A 21,866-nucleotide genomic window follows, 5' to 3' on the forward strand; every position below is an offset into this window, starting at 1 on the left:
ATGGAACTCGCCACTCCGCCACCGGCGGCGCGGGCACCTGTCGCCTGGCACAGCTGGTGGCTGCTGCCACTGGGCCTGGGAGGCGGGACGGTAGCCGCCACATTCATGAGCTCCGAGCGCATATCCGCGGCCGTCGCCGGTCTCGCGGCCACGGCGGCCGGCGCCGTGTGCGTACGCCTGCTGCTGCGCACCAAGGCGCAGCTGCACCGGGCGGAAGGCTCCTTCCGCGCCACGCAGGCCGAGCACAACCAGCAGTGGCAGCAGCATGTGGCGGGCCTGGAGCGGAAGTTCTCCGCCGAGCGCACCGCCCTGGAGTCCCGGCTCACCGAGCAGAACGCCGCGTACGAGCAGCGCCTCGCGGAACAGGGCGCCACGTACGAGTCGGAGCTCGCGGACCGCTCCAGGGCCTACGAGGAACGGCTGGCCGAGCAGGCCGGCTCCTACGAAGCACGGCTCGCCGAGCAGACCGGTTCCTACGAGACCCGGCTCGCCGAGCAGGCCGAGGCATGGCAGGAGCAGGTCTCCCACCAGCTCTCCGCGGTCGCCCGGCTCGCCGACGAGCAGCTGCCCGCGGCCATGGACCGGCTGCGCTCCGGTGAGTCCATCGACGACGTCCTGCCCACCGTCAACCAGTGTGCGAAGGTCAGCTCCGAACTCCAGGCGGAGCTGCGCAAGCTGCTGCGCACCGCCCTGAGGGGACTGGAGGCCGAGTTCGACCGCTCGACCACCGCCGAGCAGGCCGTCATCAGCATCGGCAACCGCATCCACGTCCTGACCAGCAAGCTCCGCGGCCGTCTGCACGAGATGCAGGGCGAGCACGGCCGGCTGCCGTCCGTCGCCCGCGGTCTGATGGAGCTCGACCAGGAGCTTGGCCCCGCCGACTCCCTCGCCGCGAGCATCGGCGTGCTCGGCGGCTCGGACCGCCCGGGACGCCAGTGGCAGGAGCCGCAGCGTCTGCTGAGCGTGGTGCGCGGCGGCATCGGCCGGATCAAGGACTTCCACCGCGTCCAGGTGCACCACCTGCCCGAACTCGGCGTCGACGGCGGCCTCGTGGACCACCTGACGCTGATCTTCGCCCACCTGCTGGACAACGCGGCCCGCTACTCGCCGCCCAGCGAGCCGGTGCTCGTCTCCGGCAGGGAGGTCCCCAACGGCGTCGGCATCGAGATCCAGGACTCCGGCAAGGGACTGAGCGAGGAGAAGAAGCGCGAGGCCGAACATGCCCTGGCGGGCACCGCGCCGGGCGCGGGCCTCGGCGGCATCACCGAGGACGCCAGCATCGGCCTGCGCGTCGTCGGCACCCTCGCCCGCCGCTACGGCATCCGTGTGACGTTCGCGGACTCGCCGTGGCTCGGCACCTCCGTCGTGGTCGTCGTCCCGCACAAGTACTTCAGCCCGCTGCCCACGGCCGCGCCCGCCCAGGCCGCGCCTGCTCCGGCCGCCTCCGCCCCGTCCGCCGCGGGAGCCCGTACCGCCGTGGCCACGCCGCCCCGGGAGACGCTCACCACCTCCTCCGCCTCCGGGGCGGCGCCCGCCGCCCCCTCCGGGACCGCGGAGACCACGCCCGGCGGACTGCCCCGGCGCCGCAGCAGGCGCAGCGAGGCCGTCGAGCCGAAGACCGCCGGCGCGACCGGGCGGGGCACCGTCGCCGCCGTCCCGCCGGACGCCTCCTTCTCCGGCCTCGCCGCCTTCGCCACCGCCGGGCGCGACGCGACCGAGGCCTCCCGTACGGCCGGCGACCGGGCCGGCGCCCCCGACACCCCCGCCGGACGTGAGTCCGCCGAGCACCGCACCGAAGAGAGCGACTGGTCGTCATGACGCAACAAGGAACCGACGTGAGCTGGGCGCTCCGCGATCTCGTCGAGAGCATCAAGGAGATCCGTTTCGCCCTGGTGGCCTCCAGCGACGGCAAGGCCATCACCTCCTACGGCGCCGAAGACCCCGACGACGTCGACCGTTTCGCCGCCGTGGTGGCCGGACTGCAGGCCCTGGCCCAGCCGGTCGCCGAGCAGTTCCCGCAGTACGCCGGGCAGTTGCGCCTCGCCATGATCGAGGTGGACGGCGGGCACCTGTTCGTCGTGCGCGCCGGAGTGGAGACGTACCTCGGGGTCCTGGCCAGGGAAGGGCTCGACCAGGGCCTGCTCGGACACCAGATGAGGGACCTGGCCCGCAGGATGGGTGAGCTCCTCGGCACCACTCCGCGCCTGGAGGAGCACTCTGGATGAGTGCTCCTCGCAGGCCCTCCGACCCGTCCGGCCTCGAGCGCTACTACGTCCTCACCGGAGGGCGCAGCGGGCCGGGCGGTGCGGCGTCGAGCCTCGACGTGGCGACCCTCGTGGTCGCCCGGGCCGCCCCGTCACCGGGCATGCAGCACGAGCACGAGGAGATCCTGCGCCGCTGCCGCGACCCGCTGTCGGTCGCCGAGCTCGGCGCCCACCTCGGGCTGCCCTTCAACATTCTGGCGGTGCTGCTGTCGGACCTGCTGGAGGCAGGTCACGTCGAAGCCCGTCACCCCATCCCGGCACACGACGCCGGCCGCGGGCCCGACCTCGCGCTCCTTGAGGAGGTACTCAGTGGACTTCAAAGGCTTTGACCAACCCGGAGGGCCGGCGGCCGGGGACACCCGCTCGGTGAAGGTGATGATCGCCGGCGGGTTCGGCACCGGGAAGACCACCATGGTCCGTTCGGTCAGCGACATCAAACCGCTCACCACGGAGGAGACCCTCACCGAGGCCAGCGCCGGCGTCGACCGCCTGATCGGCGTCACCGACAAGACGCAGACCACCGTGAGCCTGGACTTCGGCAAGATCGGCATCAACGAGAGCCTGGTGCTGTACCTGTTCGGCACGCCCGGGCAGGAACGGTTCTGGTTCCTGTGGAACGGGCTGTTCAAAGGCGCGCTCGGCGCCGTCGTCCTGGTGGACACCCGCCGTCTGGAGTCCAGCTTCCGGGCGATCGAGGAGATGGAACGGCAGGACGTGCCGTTCGTCGTCGCGCTGAACGTCTTCCCCGACTCCCGGCCCTTCCCGGTCGCGGAGATCCGCGACGCCCTGGACATCCCCGAGCACACCCCGGTGGTGTCCTTCGACGCCCGCGACCGGGCCTCCAGCCGGGACGTCCTGGTGGCCCTGATCCACCATCTGAAGGAACGCTCCGCCGTGTCCCTGGAGCCCCGATGACCGATCAGCAGGAAGACCTCCAGGTGCCGCGCGGCTGCCCGGTCGACCACCGCGGCGCCGACCTGACCCGGCTGTACGGGCCGGAGGCGGCGACGGACCCGTCGGCCATCTACGAGCGGCTGCGCAAGGAGCACGGGCCGGTCGCCCCGGTGCTGCTCGAAGGGGACGTGCCGGCCTGGCTGGTGCTCGGCTACCGCGACAACCGGCGGGTCCTCGGCAACCCCCGCCAGTTCAGCCGGGACGCCCGCATCTGGCGGGACTGGGCCGAGGGGCGGGTCGAGGAGACCTCGCCGCTGATCCCGATGGTCGGCTGGCGGCCGGACTGCGTCTCCCAGGACGGCGAGCCGCACCGCAGGCTGCGGGCGGCCGTCACCGACGGACTGCAGGCGGCCGCCGGCCGGGGCATCCGGCGCCACGCGACCCACTTCGCGAACAAGCAGATCGACGCCTTCGCGGCCGCCGGGCGCGCCGACCTGGTCGCCGACTACGCCGAATACCTGCCGATGCTGGTGCTGTCCCGGATCCTGGGCCTCGGCGAGGCCCAGGGCCGCGACCTGGTCGAGTCCTGCGCCCAGGTCCTCAAGGGCGGCGAGGACGCCCTCGCGCACAACGAGCGGATCGTGGCGATCCTCGGTGAACTCGCCGAGCGCAAGCGGGCCGAGCCCGGCGGCGACTTCACCACCGCCCTGCTGGAGCACCCGGCCGGCCTCGACGAGGAGGAGGTGGTCAGCCATCTGCGTCTCGTGCTGATCGCCGCGCACACCACCACCAGCAACCTGCTGGCGCGGGTCCTGCAGCTGATCCTCACCGACACCGCACGGCTCTCCGGACTGATCAGCGGTCAGCTGACCATCTCCGCCGTGGTGGAGGAGGTCATGTGGAACAGCCCGCCGCTGGCCGTCATGCCGGGCCGGTTCGCCGCCGGCGACCTGGAACTCGGCGGGCACCGGATCCAGGAGGGCGACCTGCTGGTGCTGGGCCTCGCGGCGGGCAACACCGACCCCGAGATCCGGCCCGACACCGGTGTCTCGGTCCAGGGCAACCAGGCCCACCTGGCGTTCAGCTCGGGTCCGCACGAGTGCCCCGGGCAGAGCATCGGCCAGTCCGTCATCGAGATCGCCGTGGACGTCCTGCTGCACCGCCTGCCCGGCCTGACCCTGGCCGTGCCGCCGGAGGAGCTCACCTCGACCGCCTCCACCTGGGAGTCCCGGCTGGACAGCCTGCCGGTCGAGTTCGCCGTGTAGCCGGGGCGCGGCGCTGCCCGGCCGGCCGCGACCGGCCGGGCACCACCGCCGTCACACCGTGAGCAGGTCGTCCACCGAGCCGCGCCCCGCGCGTTCGGCGGTGGCCACCGCGCCCTCCTTCGCCGCCGCGTAGCGGCCGGTCGTCAGCGCCCACTCGTAGTTGCCGTTGATCCAGTGCTGGATGGCCTCGACGCCCATCCGCACCCGGTCCCGCTCCGCGTCGTCGAGCCGCAGCTCGTCGCACATCCGCGGCACGCGCGCCTGGAGTTCGAGGTACTCCTGGAGGCGGTCCGTCGTCATCCGGTACGCCTCGTCGGTGGCCTCCTGCCACGACAGGCCCCGCTCCCGGCGCAGCACCGCGATGAGGTTGTGGCCGTCCCCGCGGCGCTTCTCCCGCTCGAAGGAGTGGATGTCGTTCATGAACCCGATGGTGTCCGCGGCCAGATCGCGCATCCGCTCCATCACCGGGTGCGCCACCGCCTGAGCGGGCGCCTCGAAGCGGCGGCTGCGCTCGCCCGCGTCGATGCTGTGGTGGATGCCGACCGTACGGCGCCGGAACGCCGCGTACTCGTCGAGCCCCAGCGTGCCCTCCAGCCCCCGGGCGGCCAGGTCGACCTCCTCGCAGTGCGCGACCAGGAACCGCCCCCACGAGGCGGCGAAACGGCTCTGCCACGTCAGGGACATGCCATCCGAGAGACGGCCCCAGACCTCCGTCCAGGCCAGCGTGACCGGGCACACCACCCGGGGCGGACTGCCGGCCGGCCGCAGGGGGGTGACGATCAGCTCCCGCGCCACCTCCGCTATGCGGTCGGCACGGTCGGGGCGGCTCGCGTCGAACTGGTCGTCGAAGAGGAACGCCAGCGAGAACCAGTTCATCAGGACGACCATGTCGTCCGCCGACGCGTAGGGGTAGGTGCGGGCGGCGGCCTGGGGCAGGTCCCAGGACTTGTACTCCTCGAACCCCTCCCGGCTGCGGACCAGCCGCATCTCCCACACCCAGCGCAGATGGCGCGCGCGGGCGTACTCCAGATGCTCGCTCACCGGGGTGTCGAAGGGGAGATCGAACCGGACGTCCTGAGGCATGCGCTTCCTTTCGGGGAACGGACCGCAGAGTCCCCCGATCCCTGCGAGCGGACGGCTGCCGTCGCCGTCCGCCACTCGAACTCGGCTTCCCGATACGGAAGTTGAACCGGGAAGCGGTACGAGCCTAGCCGGGGCCTGAACGAGCCGTTCCGCGACGCCGCCGTGATCTTGGTAACTGCGCCGACCGCCTGAGCTGCGTACACTCCGTCCTCCCTCGCCCGGCATCGGCCTGGTTTCCCGGGCCCCGGGGGCCTTTCCGCGTCACACTGGACCGCGTCCGTCCCGCGACTCGCCAGGAGGCCCTCCGACGATGACGTCCCCGCCCGCACGCAGCGCCGAGCAGCGCAAGAAGGACACCCTGCACCGCCTGGACCACGACGTGGACGCCTGGGTCGCCACGGCCGACAGCACGTCGGGGGAGCCGTACCTCGTCCCGCTGTCCTTCCTCTGGAACGGCTCGTACCTGCTCTTCGCCACCCCCGCGTCGAGCCGCACCGGACGGAACCTCGCCGCCTCCGGCGCGGCCCGCGTCGGCATCGGCCCGACCCGCGACGTCGTCATGGTCGACGGCACCGTGGAGACGATCGAGCCGGCCGGCCTGACCGAGCAGGACGCGGAACTCTTCGCCGCCAAGACCGGATTCGACCCCCGCGAGCTGGCCACCCCCTACCTCTACTTCCGCGTCGTGCCGCGCCGGGTGCAGGCCTGGCGCGAGGCCGACGAGTTGGACGGCCGCGAACTCATGCGCGACGGACGGTGGTTGCACACCGACTGAATCGGCCGTACGGGGATATCCGCAAGGTACGGGGCCGCGGGGCACGACAGTCCCGCGGCCGGAACCTGCGGAGGAGACATGGCACTGGTGAAAGCGGGGGTCCTCGTGCTCGACTGCGCCGAGCCCGAGAAGCTCGCCGTGTTCTACAAGGAGCTGCTGGAGGGGGAGGAGGCGGACGCCACGGCCAACCGGGTGGAGATCGTCAGCGCCGACGGCTTCCGGATCGCACTGCGGCGGGACGTCAACGCCACCCCGCCCAGCTGGCCGCGCCCCGAGAACTCCCTCCAGGCCCATCTGGAGTTCGTGGTGGACGACCTCGACGCCGTGGAGCGCCGCGTCGTCAGCCTCGGCGGCCGCCCCCTGGAGGCCAAGGACGCCTCCGGTCCCCTGGAGGAGCGCGGCTACGCCGACCCGGCCGGCCACTCCTTCACCCTGCGCCGCACCGCGCCGACGGCACCGAAGCAGGGCTGAGCCCGGCGCGGGCGGACGCGCGCGGACGGCTGCGGACACACGCCGGCCCCGTCCGGCCCAGGGCCGGACGGGGCCGCGCCGCCGTCAGTCCCTGCCGCCCTTCTCGCCGACCGGCCAGGTGCCGGTCGAGCGCTCGATCGCCTTGGCGCCCGCGCGGTCCACCGCGCTGCGCACCACGGCGAAGATGGCGCCCTGGATCGCGGCGGCCAGCAGGACCTCGCCCCAGCCGCGGTCCTTGTCCAGCGCGTCGGGCGCGTCCTCCTCGTGCCGGATCGCCATCCACGTCTTGCGGAAGGCGAGTCCGGCCAGCCAGCCGCCCGACCAGCCGAGCACGAAGCCCAGGGGCTGGTAGGCGAGGGACATCTTCTTCTTCTTCGCCACTTGGATCTCCTCGGTACTTGGGGGTTCGGGTGAACGGGGTCAGGGGGTGTGTGCGGCCGGGACGCGCTCGTCGGCGCGCACCGGGCCGGGCGGTGTGCCGTCCCCGAACGGCCGGCCGCCCAGCTCCTCGCGGTGATGCGGGGTCAGCCAGCCGGACAGGTCCGGCCCCAGGGGCACGACACGGGTCGGGTTGATGCCCGTGTGCACCTGGTAGTAGTGCCGCTTGATGTGGTCGAAGTCGACGGTGTCGCCGAATCCGGGTGTCTGGTACAGGTCACGCGCGTACCCCCAGAGCACCCGGTTCTCCGTCAGCTTCCAGAGGTTGCACTTGAAGTGGCCGTGGTAGACCGCGTCGAAGCGGACCAGCGTGGTGAACAGCCGGATGTCGGCCTCGGTGAGCGTGTCGCCGACGAGGTACCGCTGCCGCTCCAGCCGCCCGGCCAGCAGCTCGAGCCGCCGGAACAGGCGTGCGCAGGCACCCTCGTACTCCTCCTGCCGGGGTGCGAAACCGGCCCGGTAGACGCCGTTGTTGACGTCCTCGTAGACGTCTGCCATCACCTCGTCGATCTCGTCGCGCAGCCGCTCCGGGTACAGGTCGGGTGCCCCGTCCCGGTGCAGGGCCGTCCACTCGGTGGCGAGGTCGAGCGTGAGCTGCTGGTAGTCGTTGGTGACCAGCTTCCCGCTGGGCACGTCCACGATCGCCGGCACGCTGACACCACCCGGATAGCCGGTCTCCCGCCGGTCGTAGGCCTCACCCAGATAGCGGATGCCGAGCACCGGGTCGCGGCCGTCCTCGTCCAGCGTGAAGCGCCAGCTGCGGTCGTCCTGGATCGGGTCGGCGACGGCCAGGGACAGCGCGTCCTCCAGGCCGAGCAGCCGCCGGGAGACCAGCGACCGGCTCGCCCACGGGCAGGCGCGGCTGACGACCAGACGGTAGCGGCCCGCCTCCACCGGCCAGCCGTCCCGCCCGTCCGCCGTGATCCGGTCCGCGAAATGCGCCTTGGACCGCTTGAACGCCCTCCTTCCGTAGGCACTGTTGCCGTCGTCGCCGTCGTCGCGGCTCATGGGGGTGTCCTCCTCTGCCTGATGAGTTCCCTGGTGAACGCGTTCCCCGTTTTCCGCGGACGGCACGGTATGAGCGCCGCCGACCGGGGCAACAGCCCGAGGTGAGTGAACAAGGAACGGATCGGAGAACCCGCGTCACCGTGCTGGTGGCGCTCGCGGCCAACCTGGTGATCGCGGCCGCCAAGGCCGTGGGCGGTCTCGCCGCGGGATCACCCGCACTGCTGTCGGAGGCGGCCCATTCGGTGGCCGACAGCCTGAACGAGGTGTTCCTGCTGGCGGCCCTGCGCCGCAGCCGCCGCCCCGCCGACCGGCGTCATCCCTTCGGCTACGGCAAGGAGCGGTTCTTCTGGTCGCTCCTCGCGGCCGTCGGGATCTTCGTCATGGGCGGCTGCTTCTCCTTCTACCAGGGTGTCGAGGCACTGACGGGCGGAGGGGCGGAGGAATTCGGCGGCTACGTCGCCGGCCTGATCGTGCTCGGCATAGCACTCCTCGCCGAGGGCGGTTCACTGCTGCGCGCGCTGTACCAGGTGCGCCGGCAGGGCGGTGCGCGCGAGGGGATGAAGGACCCGGCCCTGCGCACGGTCGTCGCCGAGGACGGGACCGCGGTGCTGGGCGTGACCCTGGCGATCGCGGGCATGGCGCTGCACATGGCCACGGGACAGGTGGTGTGGGAGGCGGCCGCCTCGCTCGCCATCGGCGCGCTGCTGGTCTACGTCGCCTACCGGCTGGGCCGTGAGGCACGCGACCAGCTCATCGGCGAGGCGGCCGACCCGGAGTGCAGCGGACGGATCCAGGCCGTGCTGGAGGCGCAGCCGGAGATCGACAGCGTCGAGGCGCTGTTCACGATGAAGACCGGCCTCGACACGGTCCTGGTGGCCGCCCGCGTCGACCTGGCGCCCGGCCTGGACAGCGAGCGCGTCGAGGACGTCGCCGTCCGCATCAAGCGCTCCATCGCCCACACGGTCGCCGAGGCCGACCAGGTCTTCCTCGACGTCACCGACCGGCTCGCGCGCGAGGCGTCAGAAAGCCCCGCCGCGACGGGGGAGCGCGGCGGGGCCTGACCCACGCGTGCCCCGCCCGGAACGCTTCATGCACACGAGGAATGAGTTTTTTTCGCCGGCCGCCCGCACCGGGCGGCCGGCCTCCGGGTCACCCGCCCTCGGCCGGCTCCAGCACGAACACCGGGATCTCCCGGTCCGTCTTGCGCTGGTAGTCGGCGTAGGCCGGATACGCCGCCACCGCGCGCTCCCACCACGCGGCCTTCTCCGCGCCCGTGACCTCACGGGCCGTCATGTCCCGTTTGACGGGGCCGTCCTGGAGTTCCACGTGCGGGTCGGCCTTGAGGTTGAAGTACCAGACCGGGTGCCGGGGCGAGCCGCCGAGGGAGGCCACGGCGGCGTAGCGCCCCTCGTGCTCCACCCGCATCACCGGCGTCTTGCGCAGCTTCCCGCTCCGGGCACCCCGTGAGGTCAGCACGACCACCGGCAGCGTCGTGCCCTGCAAGGTCGTCCCGCGCGTGCCTCCGGAGCTCTCGTACAGCTCCACCTGGCGGCGCACCCACCCGGTCGGACTGGGTTCGTACTCACCCTCGAGAGGCATGACATCCGTCCCATCGTCGTGTCGCGTCCACGGTTGACTGCTGCCCCCTGCAACAGCGCGGCGCCCCGGAATCATCCGGACGGCGGCGGGCTTCACCCGGGCGCCACCGCCATCCGCACGGCCAGGGCCGTCATCACCCCGCTCGCCACCAGTGCGGTCGCCGGCCCCGACGGCCGGTCAGCGCCCGCCCCAGCAGGGCACCGCTGCCGGCGAGCAGCACCTGCCAGCTCGCGGAGGCGGTGAAGGCGGCCAGGACGAACACGCCCTGTTCCACGGCCCCGGCCGGGCCGGTGGCGCGGGAGCCGAGCACGAGTGCCGCGAAGTAGACCACCGTGGTGGGGTTGAGCAGCGTGATGCCGAGGAGCCCGAGATAGGCTCGGGCGGGGCCCGGGGGAGCGGTGGGCGTCCGCGCGGCGATCCGGTGGCCGCGGTACGCGCGCAGCGCGCTCAGCGCCCCCCGCAGCGCCGGCCCGAGCAGCACCAGCACGCAGACCCGGCGCAGCGGCCCGAGCACCGGCCGCAGCGCGGCGGCCAGGGCCGATCCCCCGTGGGCCGCCGCGAGGGCGTACAGCCCGTCGGCGGTGGCGACGCCGAGCGCGGCGCAGACCCCGGTGCGCGGGGAGGTACGGGCGGTGAGGGAGACGAGGTAGACCCCGACCGCGCCGACGGGAACGGCGATGCCGTACCCGGCGAGCAGACCGGCGACGAGCGCGGCGGTCATGACCGGGGCGGCGTCGGCCCTCCACGGCGGCCGGACCGCTGCTGCCGGACCCCGTAACGCACGGCGGCGGACGGCGGCACGGAGGCGGTGAAGGTGGGCATGGCCGGATCCTGTGCCCGGCCCCGCCCCGCCGACAACCGGTTTTCGCGCCCGCCGTACCCGACCCGGACCCGACCCGGACCCGAACCGGACACGACCCGGACCCGAGCGGACGGTTTCGCTCCGGCGAACCCGCCCCTCCCCGCGGGCGTTTCGCACGGGAGGACGGCGTTCCCCGGCCAAGTCGCAGCCGCCACCGATCTGGCCGAACTTCGCGTCGCCCTATAGGTGCCTCGGGCATCTAATGAAGATCGGCACGACGCTCACTCCCTCTGCGAGGTCTTCATGACGGACACGACCGCACCCGTCGCCTTCCCCCAGAGCAGGACCTGCCCCTACCACCCGCCCGCCGCCTACGAGCCGCTGCGCGCCGAGCGCCCCCTGACCCGGATCACCCTCTTCGACGGCCGTGAGGCCTGGCTGGTCAGCGGCCACGCCACCGCCCGCGCCCTGCTCGCCGACCCCCGCCTGTCCTCCGACCGCGACCGCCCCGGCTTCCCCACCCCCACCGCGCGCTTCGCCGGCATCCGCAACCGCCGTACGGCCCTGCTCGGCGTCGACGATCCCGAGCACCGCGCCCAGCGGCGGATGGTCGTCGGGGACTTCACCCTCAAACGGGCCGCCGCACTGCGGCCCCGCATCCAGCGGATCGTCGACGATCGACTCGACGCGATGATCGCCCAGGGCCCGCCAGCCGACCTGGTGAGCGCCTTCGCGCTGCCCGTGCCCTCCATGGTGATCTGCGCCCTGCTCGGCGTCCCCTACGCCGACCACGACTTCTTCGAGGCCCAGTCGCGGCGCCTGCTGCGCGGCCCGGGGACCGCCGACGTGCAGGACGCCCGGAGCAGGCTGGAGGAGTACTTCGGCGAGCTGATCGACCGCAAGCGCGAGGACCCCGGCACCGGCCTCCTGGACGACCTGGTCCAACGGCGGCCCGGCGACGGCGGACCCGACCGCGAGGGCCTGATCGCCATGGCCCTCATCCTGCTGGTCGCCGGCCACGAGACGACCGCCAACATGATCTCCCTCGGCACCTTCACGCTCCTGCAGCACCCCGAGCGGCTCGCCGAACTGCGCGCCGACCCCGAGGTCATGCCGGCCGCGGTCGAGGAACTGATGCGGCTGCTGTCCATCGCGGACGGCCTGCTGCGCATCGCCGTCGAGGACGTCGAGGTGGCCGGGACGACGATCCGCGCCGGCGAGGGCGTGGTGTTCGCGACGTCGGTCATCAACCGCGACGAGACGGTCTTCGCCGAGCCGGACACCCTCGACTGGAGCCGCCCGGCCCGCCACCACGTGGCGTTCGGCTTCGGCATCCACCAGTGTCTCGGCCAGAACCTCGCACGCGCCGAACTGGAGATCGCCCTCGGCACCCTCTTCGGCCGGCTGCCCACGCTGCGCCTGGCCGCCCCGCCCGACGAGATCCCCTTCAAGCCGGGCGACACGATCCAGGGGATGCTGGAACTCCCCGTGACCTGGTAAGAGGCTTGCGGGCATGCGCATCGACATCGACAAGGACGTCTGCATCGGCGCGGGCCAGTGCGCCCTGACCGCCCCGGACGTGTTCACCCAGGACGACGACGGCTACAGCACCCTGCTGCCCGGCCGGGAGGACGGCGGCGGCAGCCCGCTGCTGCGGGAGGCGGCCCGGGCCTGCCCGGTGAGCGCCATCACCGTCTCGGAGACCGTCGGCTGACGCGGGGTCACACGGCGTCCAGGAGCAGCCGGGCCGCCTCCCGCGCCTCGGCGGCGGGCTCGGCGCTCCGGGTGACGCCGGCCGTGACCATCGCGCCCTCGGCCAGCAGGAACAGCTGCCCGCCCAGCGCGGCGGGCAGCCCCGCCGCGCCCGCCAGCACGCCGAGGTACTCCCGGAACGCCCGTTTGTGCGCCCGCACCTGGGCGGCGACCCGCTCCGAGGTCGCGCCCAGCTCACCGTGGGCGTTGATCCACGCGCAGCCGCGGAAGCCCGGCTCGCCGAACCACCGGCCCAGCCAGTCGAACACGGCCAGGATCCGCTCCCGCGGCTCCTCCTGCCGTTCGACGAACGCGGCCAGCTCGCCGCGCCAGCGCGCGTCACGCCGCTCCAGATACGCCTCCACCAACTGCTCCTTCGCCGGGAACAGCTGGTAGAGCCGCTTGAGCGAGACACCGGAGGCGGCGCGCACGTCGTCCATGCCGACGGACTTGACGCCCCGTCCGTAGAACAGCTCCTCGGCGGCGTCCAGGCTCCGCTCCCGGGCCTCCGCGCGGTCCATCGCCCACCCCTCCTTGACCCGAGAACGATCGTTCTCCTACGGTAGCAGCCGAGAGGAGAACGCTCGTTCTCCCCTGTTGCCGGGAGGCTCCGTGACCGACCGACCGCCCCTGCCGCCCTTCACCCGCGAGACCGCGGCGCGGAAGGTCCAGGCCGCCGAGGACGCCTGGAACACCCGCGATCCGCACAAGGTCGCCCTCGCCTACTCCGAGGACTCCGTCTGGCGCAACCGCGACACCTTCGTCACCGGCCGGGCCGGGATCACCGCGTTCCTGACCCGCAAATGGGAGCGCGAACGGGAGTACGCCCTGCGCAAGGACCTGTGGGCCTTCGACGGCAACCGCATCGCCGTCCGCTTCCAGTACGAGTGCCGGGACACCGACGGCCAGTGCTGGCGCTCCTACGGCAACGAACTGTGGGAGTTCGACGAGCACGGCCTCATGACCCGCCGCGAGGCCAGCATCAACGACGTCCCGATCGACGAGACCGAGCGCCGCATCCTCGGCCCCCGGCCGGAAGCGGAGCGCGGGCGGACCCTCCCGCTGCGCTGACGCCCGCCCGGAACACCGGGGTCCCGGATCACTAGGGTTTCCCGGGTGACCGAACAGACCGCCCGCAAGCCGTTCCTCTACGTCGTCGTCTGCGCCGCCGGTGTCGCCGCGGACGTCGGCACCCTGATCACCGCCGCGCAGGAGCGCGGCTGGGAGGTCGGTGTGATCGCGACACCGGTCGCCATGAACGGCTTCTTCGACGCCGCCGACGCGGCGGCCCGCACGGGCCGCCCGATCCGGTCCGCCTGGCGCACCCCCGGCGAACCGCGCCCGTTCCCGGCACCGGACGCCGTGGCCGTCGCCCCCGCCACCTTCAACACCGTCAACAAGTGGGCGGCCGGCATCGCCGACACCCTCGCCCTGGGCACCCTCTGCGAGGCGGCGGGCCTCGGGGTGCCGATCGCCGTCCTGCCGTGCGTCGGCGACGCGCTGGCCGCCCATCCCGCCTACCGCGACAGCGTCGAACGGCTGCGGGGGATGGGCGTCCGCTTCGGCCGGCCGTACGCCGGTGAGCCGGGGCAGGACGGCGGGCGGCCGGACTTCGCCTGGGAACGGGCGCTGGACCTCATCGCCCGCGGCTGATCCTCAGGCGCAGCGCACGGTCGGGCCCTGCACCATGCCGCCGGTGTACAGCGCCTGCCCGCGCGGCATCCAGTAGCCGAGCTTCGAGACCACCGTCGAGCACGCCTTGTCCAGCGTCACCTCGACCCGCACGGTGGCCGGGCGCCCCGGCTGCAGGTCGGTGAGCGCGCAGTCCACCGCGTACGTCAGGCGGTCCTCCGCGGGCGCCCGGCCGACGAGCGGATTCACGCACCGGGCGTCCGCCGTGCTGATCCGCACCCCCGTGCTCTCCTCGCCGATCAGCCCGAACCGCGCGCTGCCGTCGCCCTGTTCGCTGTCGCGGTACACCCGGTACGTCAGCGTGGTCGTGGCGCCCGGCCGCAGGGTCCGCCGGTCGACCTCCACCCGGTGGGTGGGCCGCTGCTTCGGCGCGGACAGCGTGAGCGTGGCCCGGACCGTGCCGCGCAGGTCCACACCGGACGGCGCGGAGCGTACGTGCACGTCCGCGGTGACGTCGTAGGTGCCCGGCCCGGGGTACGGCTGCGAACCGGGCAGCGTCCCGGAGGCCACGGTCGCGCCGTCGCGCTTCGCCGTCCAGCTGCCGGACGTCAGGCAGGCGTGGCGCACGGACGTCCCCGGGCGGCTGCAGGAGGCGGGCGCGGACACCGCCATCACCGGCGTGCCGCTGCCCGCGCACAGGCTGACCGAGGCCCGCTCGCCGTCCGGACCGCGCAGCACGCCCGCCGGTGCGCACAGCGTCGCCGGGCCCTCCACCGCCGGTGCCTGCGCCCGGACGTGGTGGGACGGCGGCGGGACCGGCCGGCTCCACGCGAGGGAGACCATGGCGAGACAGGCCGCGGCCGTCCCGGTCAGCAACCTGAGTGTCCTCCGTCGTGCCGCCACGCGTCCTCCGTACATCGCCGACCGGCCCGGCGCCGGTCACCTGCGCCGAGGATGCGGCAGCGGCCGGGCCGCCCCGTCGCTCCCACGCCGGTCCGTCACCTGAGGGCAGCAACCCCGAAGGCCCGCCGCGCAGCGCACACCGGCACGTACGCTCCCCGTGGAAACCCTCCCGAAGGCAGGAGCAGCAACGATGCAGTACGTGAAGCTCGGTTCGACGGGCCTGGACGTCTCGCGGATCTGTCTGGGGTGCATGACCTACGGCCTGCCCGACCGCGGCACGCACGAGTGGACCCTCGACGAGGAGGCCTCCCGCCCGCTGATCCGGCAGGCGGTCGAGGCGGGGATCACCTTCTTCGACACCGCCAACGTCTACTCCGACGGCACCAGCGAGGAGATCGTCGGCCGGGCCCTGCGCGACTTCGCGCGGCGCGACGAGATCGTGCTCGCCACGAAGGTGCACGGCCGGATGCGCCCCGGGCCGAACGGCGCCGGACTGTCCCGCAAGGCGATCATGACCGAGCTCGACCGGAGCCTGGCCCGTCTCAGCACCGACTACGTCGACCTCTACCAGATCCACCGCTTCGACCCGCACACCCCGGTCGAGGAGACGATGGAGGCGCTGCACGACGTCGTCAAGGCGGGCAAGGTCCGCTACATCGGGGCGAGTTCGATGTACGCCTGGCAGTTCTCCAAGATGCAGTACACCGCGCGGCTGAACGGCTGGACCCGCTTCGTCTCCATGCAGAACCACTACAACCTGATCTACCGCGAGGAGGAGCGCGAGATGCTGCCCCTGTGCGCGGACCAGGGCGTCGGGGTCCTGCCCTGGAGCCCGCTCGCCCGCGGCCGCCTCACCCGCGACTGGAACACCACGACCGGCCGCAGCGCCACCGACGCCTTCGGCAGCCGCCTCTACCAGGAGGGCGACCGCACGATCGTCGAGGCCGTCACCCGCATCGCCGAGGCGCGCGGGGTGCCGCGTGCCCAGGTCGCCCTCGCCTGGCTGCTCCACCAGCCGGGGGTGACGGCCCCGATCGTCGGCGCGTCCCGGCCCGGGCACCTCCAGGACGCGGTGGCGGCCGTGGAACTCCGGCTGAGCGACGAGGAGCGGGCGGAACTGGAGCGCCCCTACGCGGCGCACCCCGTCGCCGGGCACTGAGACGCCGCGCCTCCCCGGCCCGGGGGAGGTGTCAGTGCGGTCCCTGCGGCGCGAACTCGGTGCCGCAGGGACCCGCGCCCTCGCTCTCCGGCAGCACGACCCGCGCCCCGCTCATCGTCAGGGTCGGGTAGAACGCGCCGATGCGCTCGGCCGACCGCCCCACGTAGTGCCCGATGAAGGACCGCCGGAACCGATCGTCCGTTCCGTTCGGCTGCGACCCGTGCACCAGACTGCCGTTGAAGAACAGGACGTCACCCGGCCGCATGTCCACCGGCACCGGCACCAGACCGGGCGGCGGCGGCACGTACTCCCGGGCGAACGACACCTCGGGATCGGCGAGTTCCGGACAGAACAGGTCCATGCGATGCGTGCCGGGCACGACTTCCAGCCCGCCGTTCGCCCGGTCGATCACATCGCACGCCACCCAGGCCGCCACACACGTCCCCGGCTCCACCCGCAGATAGAAGTTGTCCTGGTGCAGCGCCTGGCCCCGGGCCCCGGGCGGCTTGAAGTAGAACATGCTCTGCGCGGCCAGCACCTCCTCGCCGAGCAGCACCTCCAGCACCGTCCGCAGGCGGGCGTCCAGCAGCATCCGGCGGGCGGGTTCGCTGATCCGGTGCGGCTGCATCACCCGCGGCCAGACGTGCAGCGGATCGGCGCCCGGGGTGTCCGCGGCGCGCGGCTCGAAGTGCCCGGGGACCGGGCCGCCCGCCCGCAGCGCGGCGAACTCCTCGCACAACCGCTCGATCTCATCGGCCTCGAAGAGCCCGCGTACGACCGTGAAGCCGTCCTCCTTGAAGCCGTCCCGGTACCGCAGCAGCCCCACGGGGTCCAGGAGGGGAGCGCCGGCGGCGCCGTTGCCCGAGACTGTCATGTGCGTACTCCTTGCATCGGGTGTCCAGGTCACCGACGCTAGGCCTCCGAGTCGCCGAGGAGGATGCCCGTGCGTGCTGACGGATTGCCCGGGACCGCTGAACGGGAGGGCGGCCAAGACCCCGCCCCGCCGCCGGGCCTGGTGGTGCTCGGCCACTTCGACCAGCCGCCCGGGTACGGCGTCAACCGGCCGCGGGGATCGGCGAGCTGGCTGTTCACCTGGACCACGGCGGGCCGGGGGCGGCTGTGGCAGGGCGCCGTCCGGACCTCGGCCGGCCCGGGCGACCTCGTCGTACTCGCCCCGGGTGTCCCGCACGGCTACGCCGTCGCGCCCGGCGCCCGGCACTGGGCGTTCTGGTGGGCGCACTGCCAGGCCCGCCCGTCCTGGACCGCCTGGCTGCGGCCGTACGCCACCGGCGACGGCACCTACGCGGTCCCGTCCGCCGCGTCGGGCCCGCACCGGCGCGTCGAGACGGCGTTCCGGCGGATGCTCGCCGACGCCCGCTGGCCCGGGAGCGGGGAGCCGCCCGACGCCGGGCCGCCGGACGGGCAGGTCGCCGTCGCCCACGGCAGCGCGGCCCGCGAACTGGCCCTGTGCGCGCTGGAGGAGATCGTCCTCCTCGCCACGGCCGGCGCCCGGCCGGCCGCCTCCGGCTCCGGGCTCGACGCACGGATCCACCGGGCCCAGGAACTGATCGCCGCCGACCCCGCCGCCCCGCACACCGTCCGCTCCCTGGCCGCGCACGTCGCCCTGTCGCCCTCCCGGTTCGCGCACCTGTTCACCTCCCAGCTCGGCCAGTCGCCGATGCGCGCGCTGCGCGAGGCCCGGCTGCGGCACGCCGCCCGGCTGCTGGAAGGCACCGCCCTGCCCGTGGAGCGCGTCGCCGCCGCCTCCGGTTTCGCCAGCCCGTTCCACTTCAACCGCGTCTTCCGCGAGCGCTACGGGGCCCCGCCCGGCGCGTACCGGACGGCACACGGCGGCCCGCCCGACGGTGGTCCCAGCGTTTCCGGATGACAACGGAAACCGGGCGAATACACACCATTAAAAGCGGGCGGACCGCGCGGAAATCCCTTTCACCGCGCTGGTTGACATTCTGTCAAAAGGCTTTGGCCGCACACGCAATGCACAAAACCGTGAGATCGCTTGTTCCCTGTTGCTGACCTGTGCAAAGGTGTGCGGTGCCGGCGTGCGGACACCACGCCCCCATTTCTAGTGCGCGAGGCCGCCGCGCTGGCATACCCCTTGGTATGGACTATATTCCGCAGGTCCTTGAGAGGAATGCAGTCGTGAACGACGCAAGTCCGTCGACATCACCGGCCCCGGCCCGCAGGTCCGGCGCGACGGACGAGCAACTGAGCGCCGAACTCAGGAAGTGGACGGGGGCTACCCCCGCGCTTCACCCCGTCGGCGAACTGCTGGACCGGCACTGGGAGGCGGCCTTCGCCTACGCCCGCCTGTGCGCCGACGGTCCGCGCGCGGCGGGCATGCTCACCACCGCCGCCTTCACCCGCATCTTCGGCGAGAGCCTGCGCCAGAACGGCCCGACCTCCGCCTGGCGCCCCCACCTGCTGGTGACCGTACGGCGCATCGCGGCCGAATGGGCCGGTGACCACAGACGCGACATGCTCCACCCGGACCTGCTGTCCCCGGCGGTGCAGGGGGAGCGGCCCGCCGCCCGGCTGCTGCCCCCGCAGCACCGGCGCCTGCTGTCCGGGGCGTTCCAGCGACTGCCCCAGTCCGCCCGCTGCCTGTTGTGGCACGTCGAGGTCGAGGCCGAACCGCTCGCGTCCCCGGCCGGACTGCTCGGCCTCGACGAGGACGGCGCCCGCGTGGAACTGGGCCGGGCCCGTGACCGGCTGCGCGAGGAGTGCCTGCAACTCCACCGCGAACTCGCCCCGGACGACGTGTGCCGGCGCTATCTGCGGCTGCTGGACGTGACGTATCGACGCGGCGGGCTCGACCTCGACCTCGATCTACGCGCGCATATCGAGGGCTGCGGGCACTGCGCCGCCGCGGCGGACCAGCTCGACCGGTTCAACCACGGCCTCGGCCCCGCCCTGGCGGAGGCGGTGCTGGGCTGGGGCGGCGAGGCGTACGCGCAGGGCCGGCTGCTCGCGGCGGAGAGCTCTGCGGAGACCTCCGGAGACCTCTCCGGAGAGACCTCCCCGCGGAGCGGGATGTCCGCGGGGCAGCCCGGAGGCGTGCCCGTGCCGCCCGTCCCGGCCGGTCCGGAGTCCGCCCGGACCCCGGCGGACCAGTCGTACGAGGAGACCTTCCCGGACCCCGTGCCGCTCGCCCGCGAGGTCTTCCCCGACCCCGTGCGGACCGCCCCGGGGACCGCCTCCCCGGATCCGGTCGCCCTCACCGGCACGATCGGGGAGTCGTTCACCGACCCGTCCGACCCGTCCGACCCGTCCGGCCCGCCCGGCCCGCCCGGCGCCGCCGTGCCGGGCCCCGCTGCCCGGACGCACGAGGATTTCCCGCCGCCGCCCACGGTCGCGCCCCGGGACCGGGACAGCTTCTCCGCCGCGCCCGGAGCACCGGCCCGGACCGGCACCGCCACCCCTGGCCCGCACACCCCCGGCCCGCCCACCGTCGGCCCCCGCACCGCCGCCCGCAGGTCCGCCCAGAAGGCGGCCCGCCGGGCCGCCCGGCGCCGCCACCTCACCGTGGGCATCCTGACGGTCGGCTCGCTGGTCGCCCTCCCCCTCGTGCTGTGGTCCGTCGGCACCTCGGACGACGGGTCGCCCGGCGGCGGGGGACGGTCCGCCGAGAAGTCACCCGACCCCGGCAAGAGCGGCTCGGCCAAGGACCCGTCCCGGGCCGGGGCGGGTGGCGCCGAGAAGGGCGCCCTGCGCGGCCGGCTGCACAACGTCGCCTCGGACCTGTGCGTCGGACTCGAAGGCGGCAAGGCCGTCAAGGGCGCGGAGGCCGAGCTCACCACCTGCTCCTCCGCCTCCGTCCAGCAGTGGACCTACGAGACCGACGGGCTGCTGCGCAGCGGCGCGGCCCCCGGCCTCTGCCTGGACTCGCGCCTCGGCTACTCGGTGCGGCTGGCCCCCTGCGCAGGCGCGTCCCAGCCGGACACCAGGAACGTCCGCTACGACTTCACCCTCCAGGGCGCCCTGGTGCCCCGCTGGGACCAGGACCTCGCCCTCGCCCCGGCCGCCACCGACGGCTCGGGAGCCCTGGTCGTCAAGGCCCGGGCGGACGACAGCGTCCAGCGCTGGGTGATCGACCCCTCCAAGGCCCGGCTGCGGATGCAGGCCGTCAACTGGGACGCCCCGCCGCGCCCCACCCCGACCCGCACCCCGGCCCCGCCGAAGAAGCCCGAGCCCGCACCGACACCGTCCGCGACCCGGCCGACCGCACAGCCGACGCCCAGCGGCCCGGCCCCCACCGCCCCGCCCTGCCACCCCCACGGCTCCTACTGCGACGAGGACGGCCGGTACGGCGACCCCGGCCACGGGTATCCGGGCTACGGCTACGGCGGGGGTTACGGGTACGACGGCTACGGCTACGGCGGCGGCTATGGGTACGACGGCTACGGCTACGACGGATACAGCGGCCACGGCTACGACGGCTACGACGTTTACAGCGGCTACGGCTCCGGCGACCGGCGCTGACCGGTCGTGCCCTCGACGGGACACGCCTGAACCGGACGTCCCGTCAGGGGCCGACGACCCTGAGTGACAGCCACAGCGCCACCACGGCCGGCACCAGCGCGGCCGGTACCGCGAGCAGGCCGAGCCGGGTGAACTCCCCGAGGCCGATCCGCAGCCCGTGCCGCTGCACGATCCGCCGCCACAGCAGCGTCGCCAGCGACCCGGCGTAGGTCAGGTTCGGCCCGATGTTCACGCCCAGCAGCACGGCCAGCACGGCACCGGGACCGGCCCCGGCGGTCAGCGGGAGCAGTACCAGCACCGCGGGCAGGTTGTTGATGAGGTTCGCCAGGACGGCGGCCAGCGCGGCCACGCCCAGCAGTGTCAGCAGGCCCGAGCCGTCGGGCAGCACCCGCCGGAGCGCGTCGGCCAGCCCTTGGTCGACGACCGCGCGCACGACGACCCCGAGGGCGAGCACGAACGCCAGGAAGGCCGGGGCCGCGGACCTCACCACCGTCACCGCCGTGGCCCGTCGCCGCAGCAGCGCCCGCCCCGCCAGGACCAGCGCACCGGCCAGCGCGGCCCACGCCGGCGCGATCCCGGCGGCGGAGGTCACGACGAACCCGGCGAGCGTGCAGCCCACGGTGATCAGCGCGAATCTCGGCAGCTCCGGGGGCCGCCCGGGCGCGGGGGAGGGGAGCGGGGCGTTCAGCTCGTCGTCGAAGAAACGCCGGAACACCAGGTACTCGGCGGCGATCGCGACCAGCCAGGGCAGCGCCATCAGGGCCGCGAACCGGGTGAAGCTCAGCCCGCTGGCCGTGAAGGCGAGCAGGTTGGTCAGGTTGGAGACCGGCAGCAGCAGCGACGCGGTGTTCGACAGATGGGCGCAGGCGTAGAGGTGGGGCCGGGCGTTCACGCCCATGCGGGTGGCGGTCGCGAGCACCACCGGGGTGAGCAGGACGACCGTGGCGTCCAGGCTGAGCACCGCCGTGACCACGGAGGCCAGGACGAACACCGCGGTCAGCAGCCGCGCCGGGCGTCCGGCCGCCCAGCGCGCCGTCCACGCCCCGCACGCGGTGAACAGTCCCTCGACGTCGCAGAAGTACGCCAGGACCAGCACGGCGGCGAGGAACCCGACCACGGGCCCCAGCCGCTGGATCTCCTCCCAGGCGTGGCCGGGCGTGATCACCCCGGTGGCGACGGCGAGCCCGGCGGCCGGGACCGCGAGCACGGCCTCGGGCAGCCCCCGGGGGCGCAGCACGGCCCAGGCGAGCACGGCGGCCAGCAGCGTCACGGACAGGACTTCGGCGAGCGGGGCGTTCAGGGCGAGGTCCTCCGGGACAGG

General features: G+C 73.7%; 23 protein-coding genes and 1 pseudogene. 15 read left to right on the forward strand and 9 right to left on the reverse strand.

Annotation, left to right across the window (positions count from 1 at the left end; genetic code table 11):
- From ABZY20_RS08690 to ABZY20_RS08710, 5 genes are read left to right on the forward strand one after another with little or no spacing between them, the layout of a single operon-like run.
- On the forward strand, positions 1–1,818 hold the full coding sequence (locus ABZY20_RS08690; protein ID WP_356438531.1) for an ATP-binding protein: 1,818 nt from the start codon (positions 1–3) through the stop codon (positions 1,816–1,818).
- Positions 1,815–2,225 (forward strand): roadblock/LC7 domain-containing protein, encoded by a 411-nt coding sequence (locus ABZY20_RS08695; protein ID WP_356438534.1) that lies wholly within the window; start codon positions 1,815–1,817, stop codon positions 2,223–2,225. Before ABZY20_RS08690 ends, ABZY20_RS08695 begins: the two co-directional genes overlap by 4 nt.
- A complete protein-coding gene (locus ABZY20_RS08700; RefSeq protein WP_356438537.1) occupies positions 2,222–2,593 on the forward strand; it encodes a DUF742 domain-containing protein in 372 nt (123 codons plus the stop codon). Before ABZY20_RS08695 ends, ABZY20_RS08700 begins: the two co-directional genes overlap by 4 nt.
- On the forward strand, positions 2,574–3,179 hold the full coding sequence (locus ABZY20_RS08705; RefSeq protein WP_356438540.1) for an ATP/GTP-binding protein: 606 nt from the start codon (positions 2,574–2,576) through the stop codon (positions 3,177–3,179). The genes ABZY20_RS08700 and ABZY20_RS08705 overlap by 20 nt, the downstream gene beginning before the upstream one ends.
- Complete coding sequence (locus ABZY20_RS08710) at positions 3,176–4,423, forward strand: cytochrome P450 (RefSeq protein ID WP_356438543.1); 1,248 nt, start codon at positions 3,176–3,178, stop codon at positions 4,421–4,423. The genes ABZY20_RS08705 and ABZY20_RS08710 overlap by 4 nt, the downstream gene beginning before the upstream one ends.
- Positions 4,424–4,474: 51 nt before the next feature.
- On the opposite strand, the gene ABZY20_RS08715 is transcribed toward ABZY20_RS08710, so the two are convergent.
- Positions 4,475–5,506: a 7-epi-alpha-eudesmol synthase gene (locus ABZY20_RS08715; protein ID WP_356438546.1), complete on the reverse strand. Its 1,032-nt coding sequence runs from the start codon at positions 5,504–5,506 to the stop codon at positions 4,475–4,477.
- A 310-nt stretch (positions 5,507–5,816) separates the two neighbouring features.
- Here ABZY20_RS08715 and ABZY20_RS08720 point away from each other — a divergent pair, with 310 nt between their 5' ends.
- Together ABZY20_RS08720 and ABZY20_RS08725 are read left to right on the forward strand one after the other, a co-directional pair.
- Positions 5,817–6,281, forward strand: coding sequence for a pyridoxamine 5'-phosphate oxidase family protein (locus ABZY20_RS08720; RefSeq protein WP_356438549.1), 465 nt, complete (start codon positions 5,817–5,819; stop codon positions 6,279–6,281).
- Positions 6,282–6,359: 78 nt separating this feature from the next.
- Positions 6,360–6,752 carry a VOC family protein gene (locus ABZY20_RS08725; RefSeq protein ID WP_356438552.1) on the forward strand — a complete coding sequence of 131 codons (393 nt, stop codon included), beginning with the start codon at positions 6,360–6,362 and terminating at the stop codon, positions 6,750–6,752.
- A gap of 84 nt (positions 6,753–6,836) precedes the next feature.
- On the opposite strand, the gene ABZY20_RS08730 is transcribed toward ABZY20_RS08725, so the two are convergent.
- Both ABZY20_RS08730 and ABZY20_RS08735 read right to left on the reverse strand, forming a co-directional pair.
- The gene (locus ABZY20_RS08730; protein ID WP_031108703.1) at positions 6,837–7,133 is read right to left on the reverse strand and encodes a DUF4235 domain-containing protein; all 297 of its coding nucleotides are present in this window, start codon (positions 7,131–7,133) and stop codon (positions 6,837–6,839) included.
- Positions 7,134–7,172: 39 nt separating this feature from the next.
- On the reverse strand, positions 7,173–8,198 hold the full coding sequence (locus tag ABZY20_RS08735; protein WP_356438555.1) for a glutathione S-transferase C-terminal domain-containing protein: 1,026 nt from the start codon (positions 8,196–8,198) through the stop codon (positions 7,173–7,175).
- 140 nt (positions 8,199–8,338) lie between these two features.
- Here ABZY20_RS08735 and ABZY20_RS08740 point away from each other — a divergent pair, with 140 nt between their 5' ends.
- The gene (locus ABZY20_RS08740) at positions 8,339–9,259 is read left to right on the forward strand and encodes a cation diffusion facilitator family transporter (protein ID WP_356438703.1); all 921 of its coding nucleotides are present in this window, start codon (positions 8,339–8,341) and stop codon (positions 9,257–9,259) included.
- Between the two features lie 88 nt (positions 9,260–9,347).
- Here the strand turns inward: ABZY20_RS08740 and ABZY20_RS08745 are convergent, their stop codons facing one another.
- Together ABZY20_RS08745 and ABZY20_RS08750 are read right to left on the reverse strand one after the other, a co-directional pair.
- The gene (locus tag ABZY20_RS08745; RefSeq protein ID WP_356438558.1) at positions 9,348–9,797 is read right to left on the reverse strand and encodes a nitroreductase family deazaflavin-dependent oxidoreductase; all 450 of its coding nucleotides are present in this window, start codon (positions 9,795–9,797) and stop codon (positions 9,348–9,350) included.
- Positions 9,798–9,889: 92 nt separating this feature from the next.
- Positions 9,890–10,518, reverse strand: a pseudogene (locus ABZY20_RS08750) (LysE family transporter).
- A gap of 384 nt (positions 10,519–10,902) precedes the next feature.
- On the opposite strand from ABZY20_RS08750, the gene ABZY20_RS08755 reads away from it, so the two are divergent.
- Both ABZY20_RS08755 and ABZY20_RS08760 read left to right on the forward strand, forming a co-directional pair.
- Positions 10,903–12,099 carry a cytochrome P450 gene (locus ABZY20_RS08755; protein ID WP_356438560.1) on the forward strand — a complete coding sequence of 399 codons (1,197 nt, stop codon included), beginning with the start codon at positions 10,903–10,905 and terminating at the stop codon, positions 12,097–12,099.
- Between the two features lie 13 nt (positions 12,100–12,112).
- The gene (locus ABZY20_RS08760; protein WP_356438563.1) at positions 12,113–12,313 is read left to right on the forward strand and encodes a ferredoxin; all 201 of its coding nucleotides are present in this window, start codon (positions 12,113–12,115) and stop codon (positions 12,311–12,313) included.
- Between the two features lie 7 nt (positions 12,314–12,320).
- On the opposite strand, the gene ABZY20_RS08765 is transcribed toward ABZY20_RS08760, so the two are convergent.
- Positions 12,321–12,872: a TetR/AcrR family transcriptional regulator gene (locus ABZY20_RS08765; protein WP_356438566.1), complete on the reverse strand. Its 552-nt coding sequence runs from the start codon at positions 12,870–12,872 to the stop codon at positions 12,321–12,323.
- Between the two features lie 91 nt (positions 12,873–12,963).
- On the opposite strand from ABZY20_RS08765, the gene ABZY20_RS08770 reads away from it, so the two are divergent.
- Together ABZY20_RS08770 and ABZY20_RS08775 are read left to right on the forward strand one after the other, a co-directional pair.
- Positions 12,964–13,422, forward strand: a complete 459-nt coding sequence (locus ABZY20_RS08770; protein WP_356438569.1) for a nuclear transport factor 2 family protein — start codon at positions 12,964–12,966, stop codon at positions 13,420–13,422.
- Positions 13,423–13,467: 45 nt separating this feature from the next.
- Positions 13,468–14,004, forward strand: coding sequence for a flavoprotein (locus ABZY20_RS08775; RefSeq protein WP_356438572.1), 537 nt, complete (start codon positions 13,468–13,470; stop codon positions 14,002–14,004).
- 3 nt (positions 14,005–14,007) lie between these two features.
- Here the strand turns inward: ABZY20_RS08775 and ABZY20_RS08780 are convergent, their stop codons facing one another.
- Positions 14,008–14,859, reverse strand: a complete 852-nt coding sequence (locus ABZY20_RS08780; RefSeq protein ID WP_356438575.1) for a hypothetical protein — start codon at positions 14,857–14,859, stop codon at positions 14,008–14,010.
- 217 nt (positions 14,860–15,076) lie between these two features.
- Between ABZY20_RS08780 and ABZY20_RS08785 the strand changes: the two genes are divergently transcribed.
- The gene (locus ABZY20_RS08785) at positions 15,077–16,045 is read left to right on the forward strand and encodes an aldo/keto reductase (protein WP_356438578.1); all 969 of its coding nucleotides are present in this window, start codon (positions 15,077–15,079) and stop codon (positions 16,043–16,045) included.
- Positions 16,046–16,076: 31 nt separating this feature from the next.
- Here ABZY20_RS08785 and ABZY20_RS08790 read toward each other — a convergent pair whose 3' ends face one another.
- The gene (locus ABZY20_RS08790; protein ID WP_356438580.1) at positions 16,077–16,919 is read right to left on the reverse strand and encodes a phytanoyl-CoA dioxygenase family protein; all 843 of its coding nucleotides are present in this window, start codon (positions 16,917–16,919) and stop codon (positions 16,077–16,079) included.
- Between the two features lie 63 nt (positions 16,920–16,982).
- Between ABZY20_RS08790 and ABZY20_RS08795 the strand changes: the two genes are divergently transcribed.
- Both ABZY20_RS08795 and ABZY20_RS08800 read left to right on the forward strand, forming a co-directional pair.
- Positions 16,983–17,933, forward strand: coding sequence for a helix-turn-helix domain-containing protein (locus tag ABZY20_RS08795; protein ID WP_356438583.1), 951 nt, complete (start codon positions 16,983–16,985; stop codon positions 17,931–17,933).
- 272 nt (positions 17,934–18,205) lie between these two features.
- Positions 18,206–20,545 carry a ricin-type beta-trefoil lectin domain protein gene (locus ABZY20_RS08800; RefSeq protein WP_356438585.1) on the forward strand — a complete coding sequence of 780 codons (2,340 nt, stop codon included), beginning with the start codon at positions 18,206–18,208 and terminating at the stop codon, positions 20,543–20,545.
- Positions 20,546–20,588: 43 nt separating this feature from the next.
- Here ABZY20_RS08800 and ABZY20_RS08805 read toward each other — a convergent pair whose 3' ends face one another.
- On the reverse strand, positions 20,589–21,815 hold the full coding sequence (locus ABZY20_RS08805) for an SLC13 family permease (RefSeq protein WP_356438588.1): 1,227 nt from the start codon (positions 21,813–21,815) through the stop codon (positions 20,589–20,591).
- Between the last annotated feature and the right edge of the window lie 51 nt (positions 21,816–21,866).

This window comes from Streptomyces sp. NPDC006624, from assembly GCF_040611555.1.
Taxonomy (GTDB): domain Bacteria; phylum Actinomycetota; class Actinomycetes; order Streptomycetales; family Streptomycetaceae; genus Streptomyces.

Bases quoted from the DNA above. Each gene is read 5' to 3' on its own strand.
- ABZY20_RS08690 (WP_356438531.1), top strand. From the start codon at position 1: ATGGAACTCGCCACTCCGCCACCGGCGGCGCGGGCACCTGTCGCCTGG.
- ABZY20_RS08695 (WP_356438534.1), top strand. From the start codon at position 1,815: ATGACGCAACAAGGAACCGACGTGAGCTGGGCGCTCCGCGATCTCGTC.
- ABZY20_RS08700 (WP_356438537.1), top strand. From the start codon at position 2,222: ATGAGTGCTCCTCGCAGGCCCTCCGACCCGTCCGGCCTCGAGCGCTAC.
- ABZY20_RS08710 (WP_356438543.1), top strand. From the start codon at position 3,176: ATGACCGATCAGCAGGAAGACCTCCAGGTGCCGCGCGGCTGCCCGGTC.
- ABZY20_RS08715 (WP_356438546.1), bottom strand. From the start codon at position 5,506: ATGCCTCAGGACGTCCGGTTCGATCTCCCCTTCGACACCCCGGTGAGC.
- ABZY20_RS08720 (WP_356438549.1), top strand. From the start codon at position 5,817: ATGACGTCCCCGCCCGCACGCAGCGCCGAGCAGCGCAAGAAGGACACC.
- ABZY20_RS08725 (WP_356438552.1), top strand. From the start codon at position 6,360: ATGGCACTGGTGAAAGCGGGGGTCCTCGTGCTCGACTGCGCCGAGCCC.
- ABZY20_RS08735 (WP_356438555.1), bottom strand. From the start codon at position 8,198: ATGAGCCGCGACGACGGCGACGACGGCAACAGTGCCTACGGAAGGAGG.
- ABZY20_RS08745 (WP_356438558.1), bottom strand. From the start codon at position 9,797: ATGCCTCTCGAGGGTGAGTACGAACCCAGTCCGACCGGGTGGGTGCGC.
- ABZY20_RS08755 (WP_356438560.1), top strand. From the start codon at position 10,903: ATGACGGACACGACCGCACCCGTCGCCTTCCCCCAGAGCAGGACCTGC.
- ABZY20_RS08760 (WP_356438563.1), top strand. From the start codon at position 12,113: ATGCGCATCGACATCGACAAGGACGTCTGCATCGGCGCGGGCCAGTGC.
- ABZY20_RS08765 (WP_356438566.1), bottom strand. From the start codon at position 12,872: ATGGACCGCGCGGAGGCCCGGGAGCGGAGCCTGGACGCCGCCGAGGAG.
- ABZY20_RS08785 (WP_356438578.1), top strand. From the start codon at position 15,077: ATGCAGTACGTGAAGCTCGGTTCGACGGGCCTGGACGTCTCGCGGATC.
- ABZY20_RS08790 (WP_356438580.1), bottom strand. From the start codon at position 16,919: ATGACAGTCTCGGGCAACGGCGCCGCCGGCGCTCCCCTCCTGGACCCC.
- ABZY20_RS08795 (WP_356438583.1), top strand. From the start codon at position 16,983: ATGCCCGTGCGTGCTGACGGATTGCCCGGGACCGCTGAACGGGAGGGC.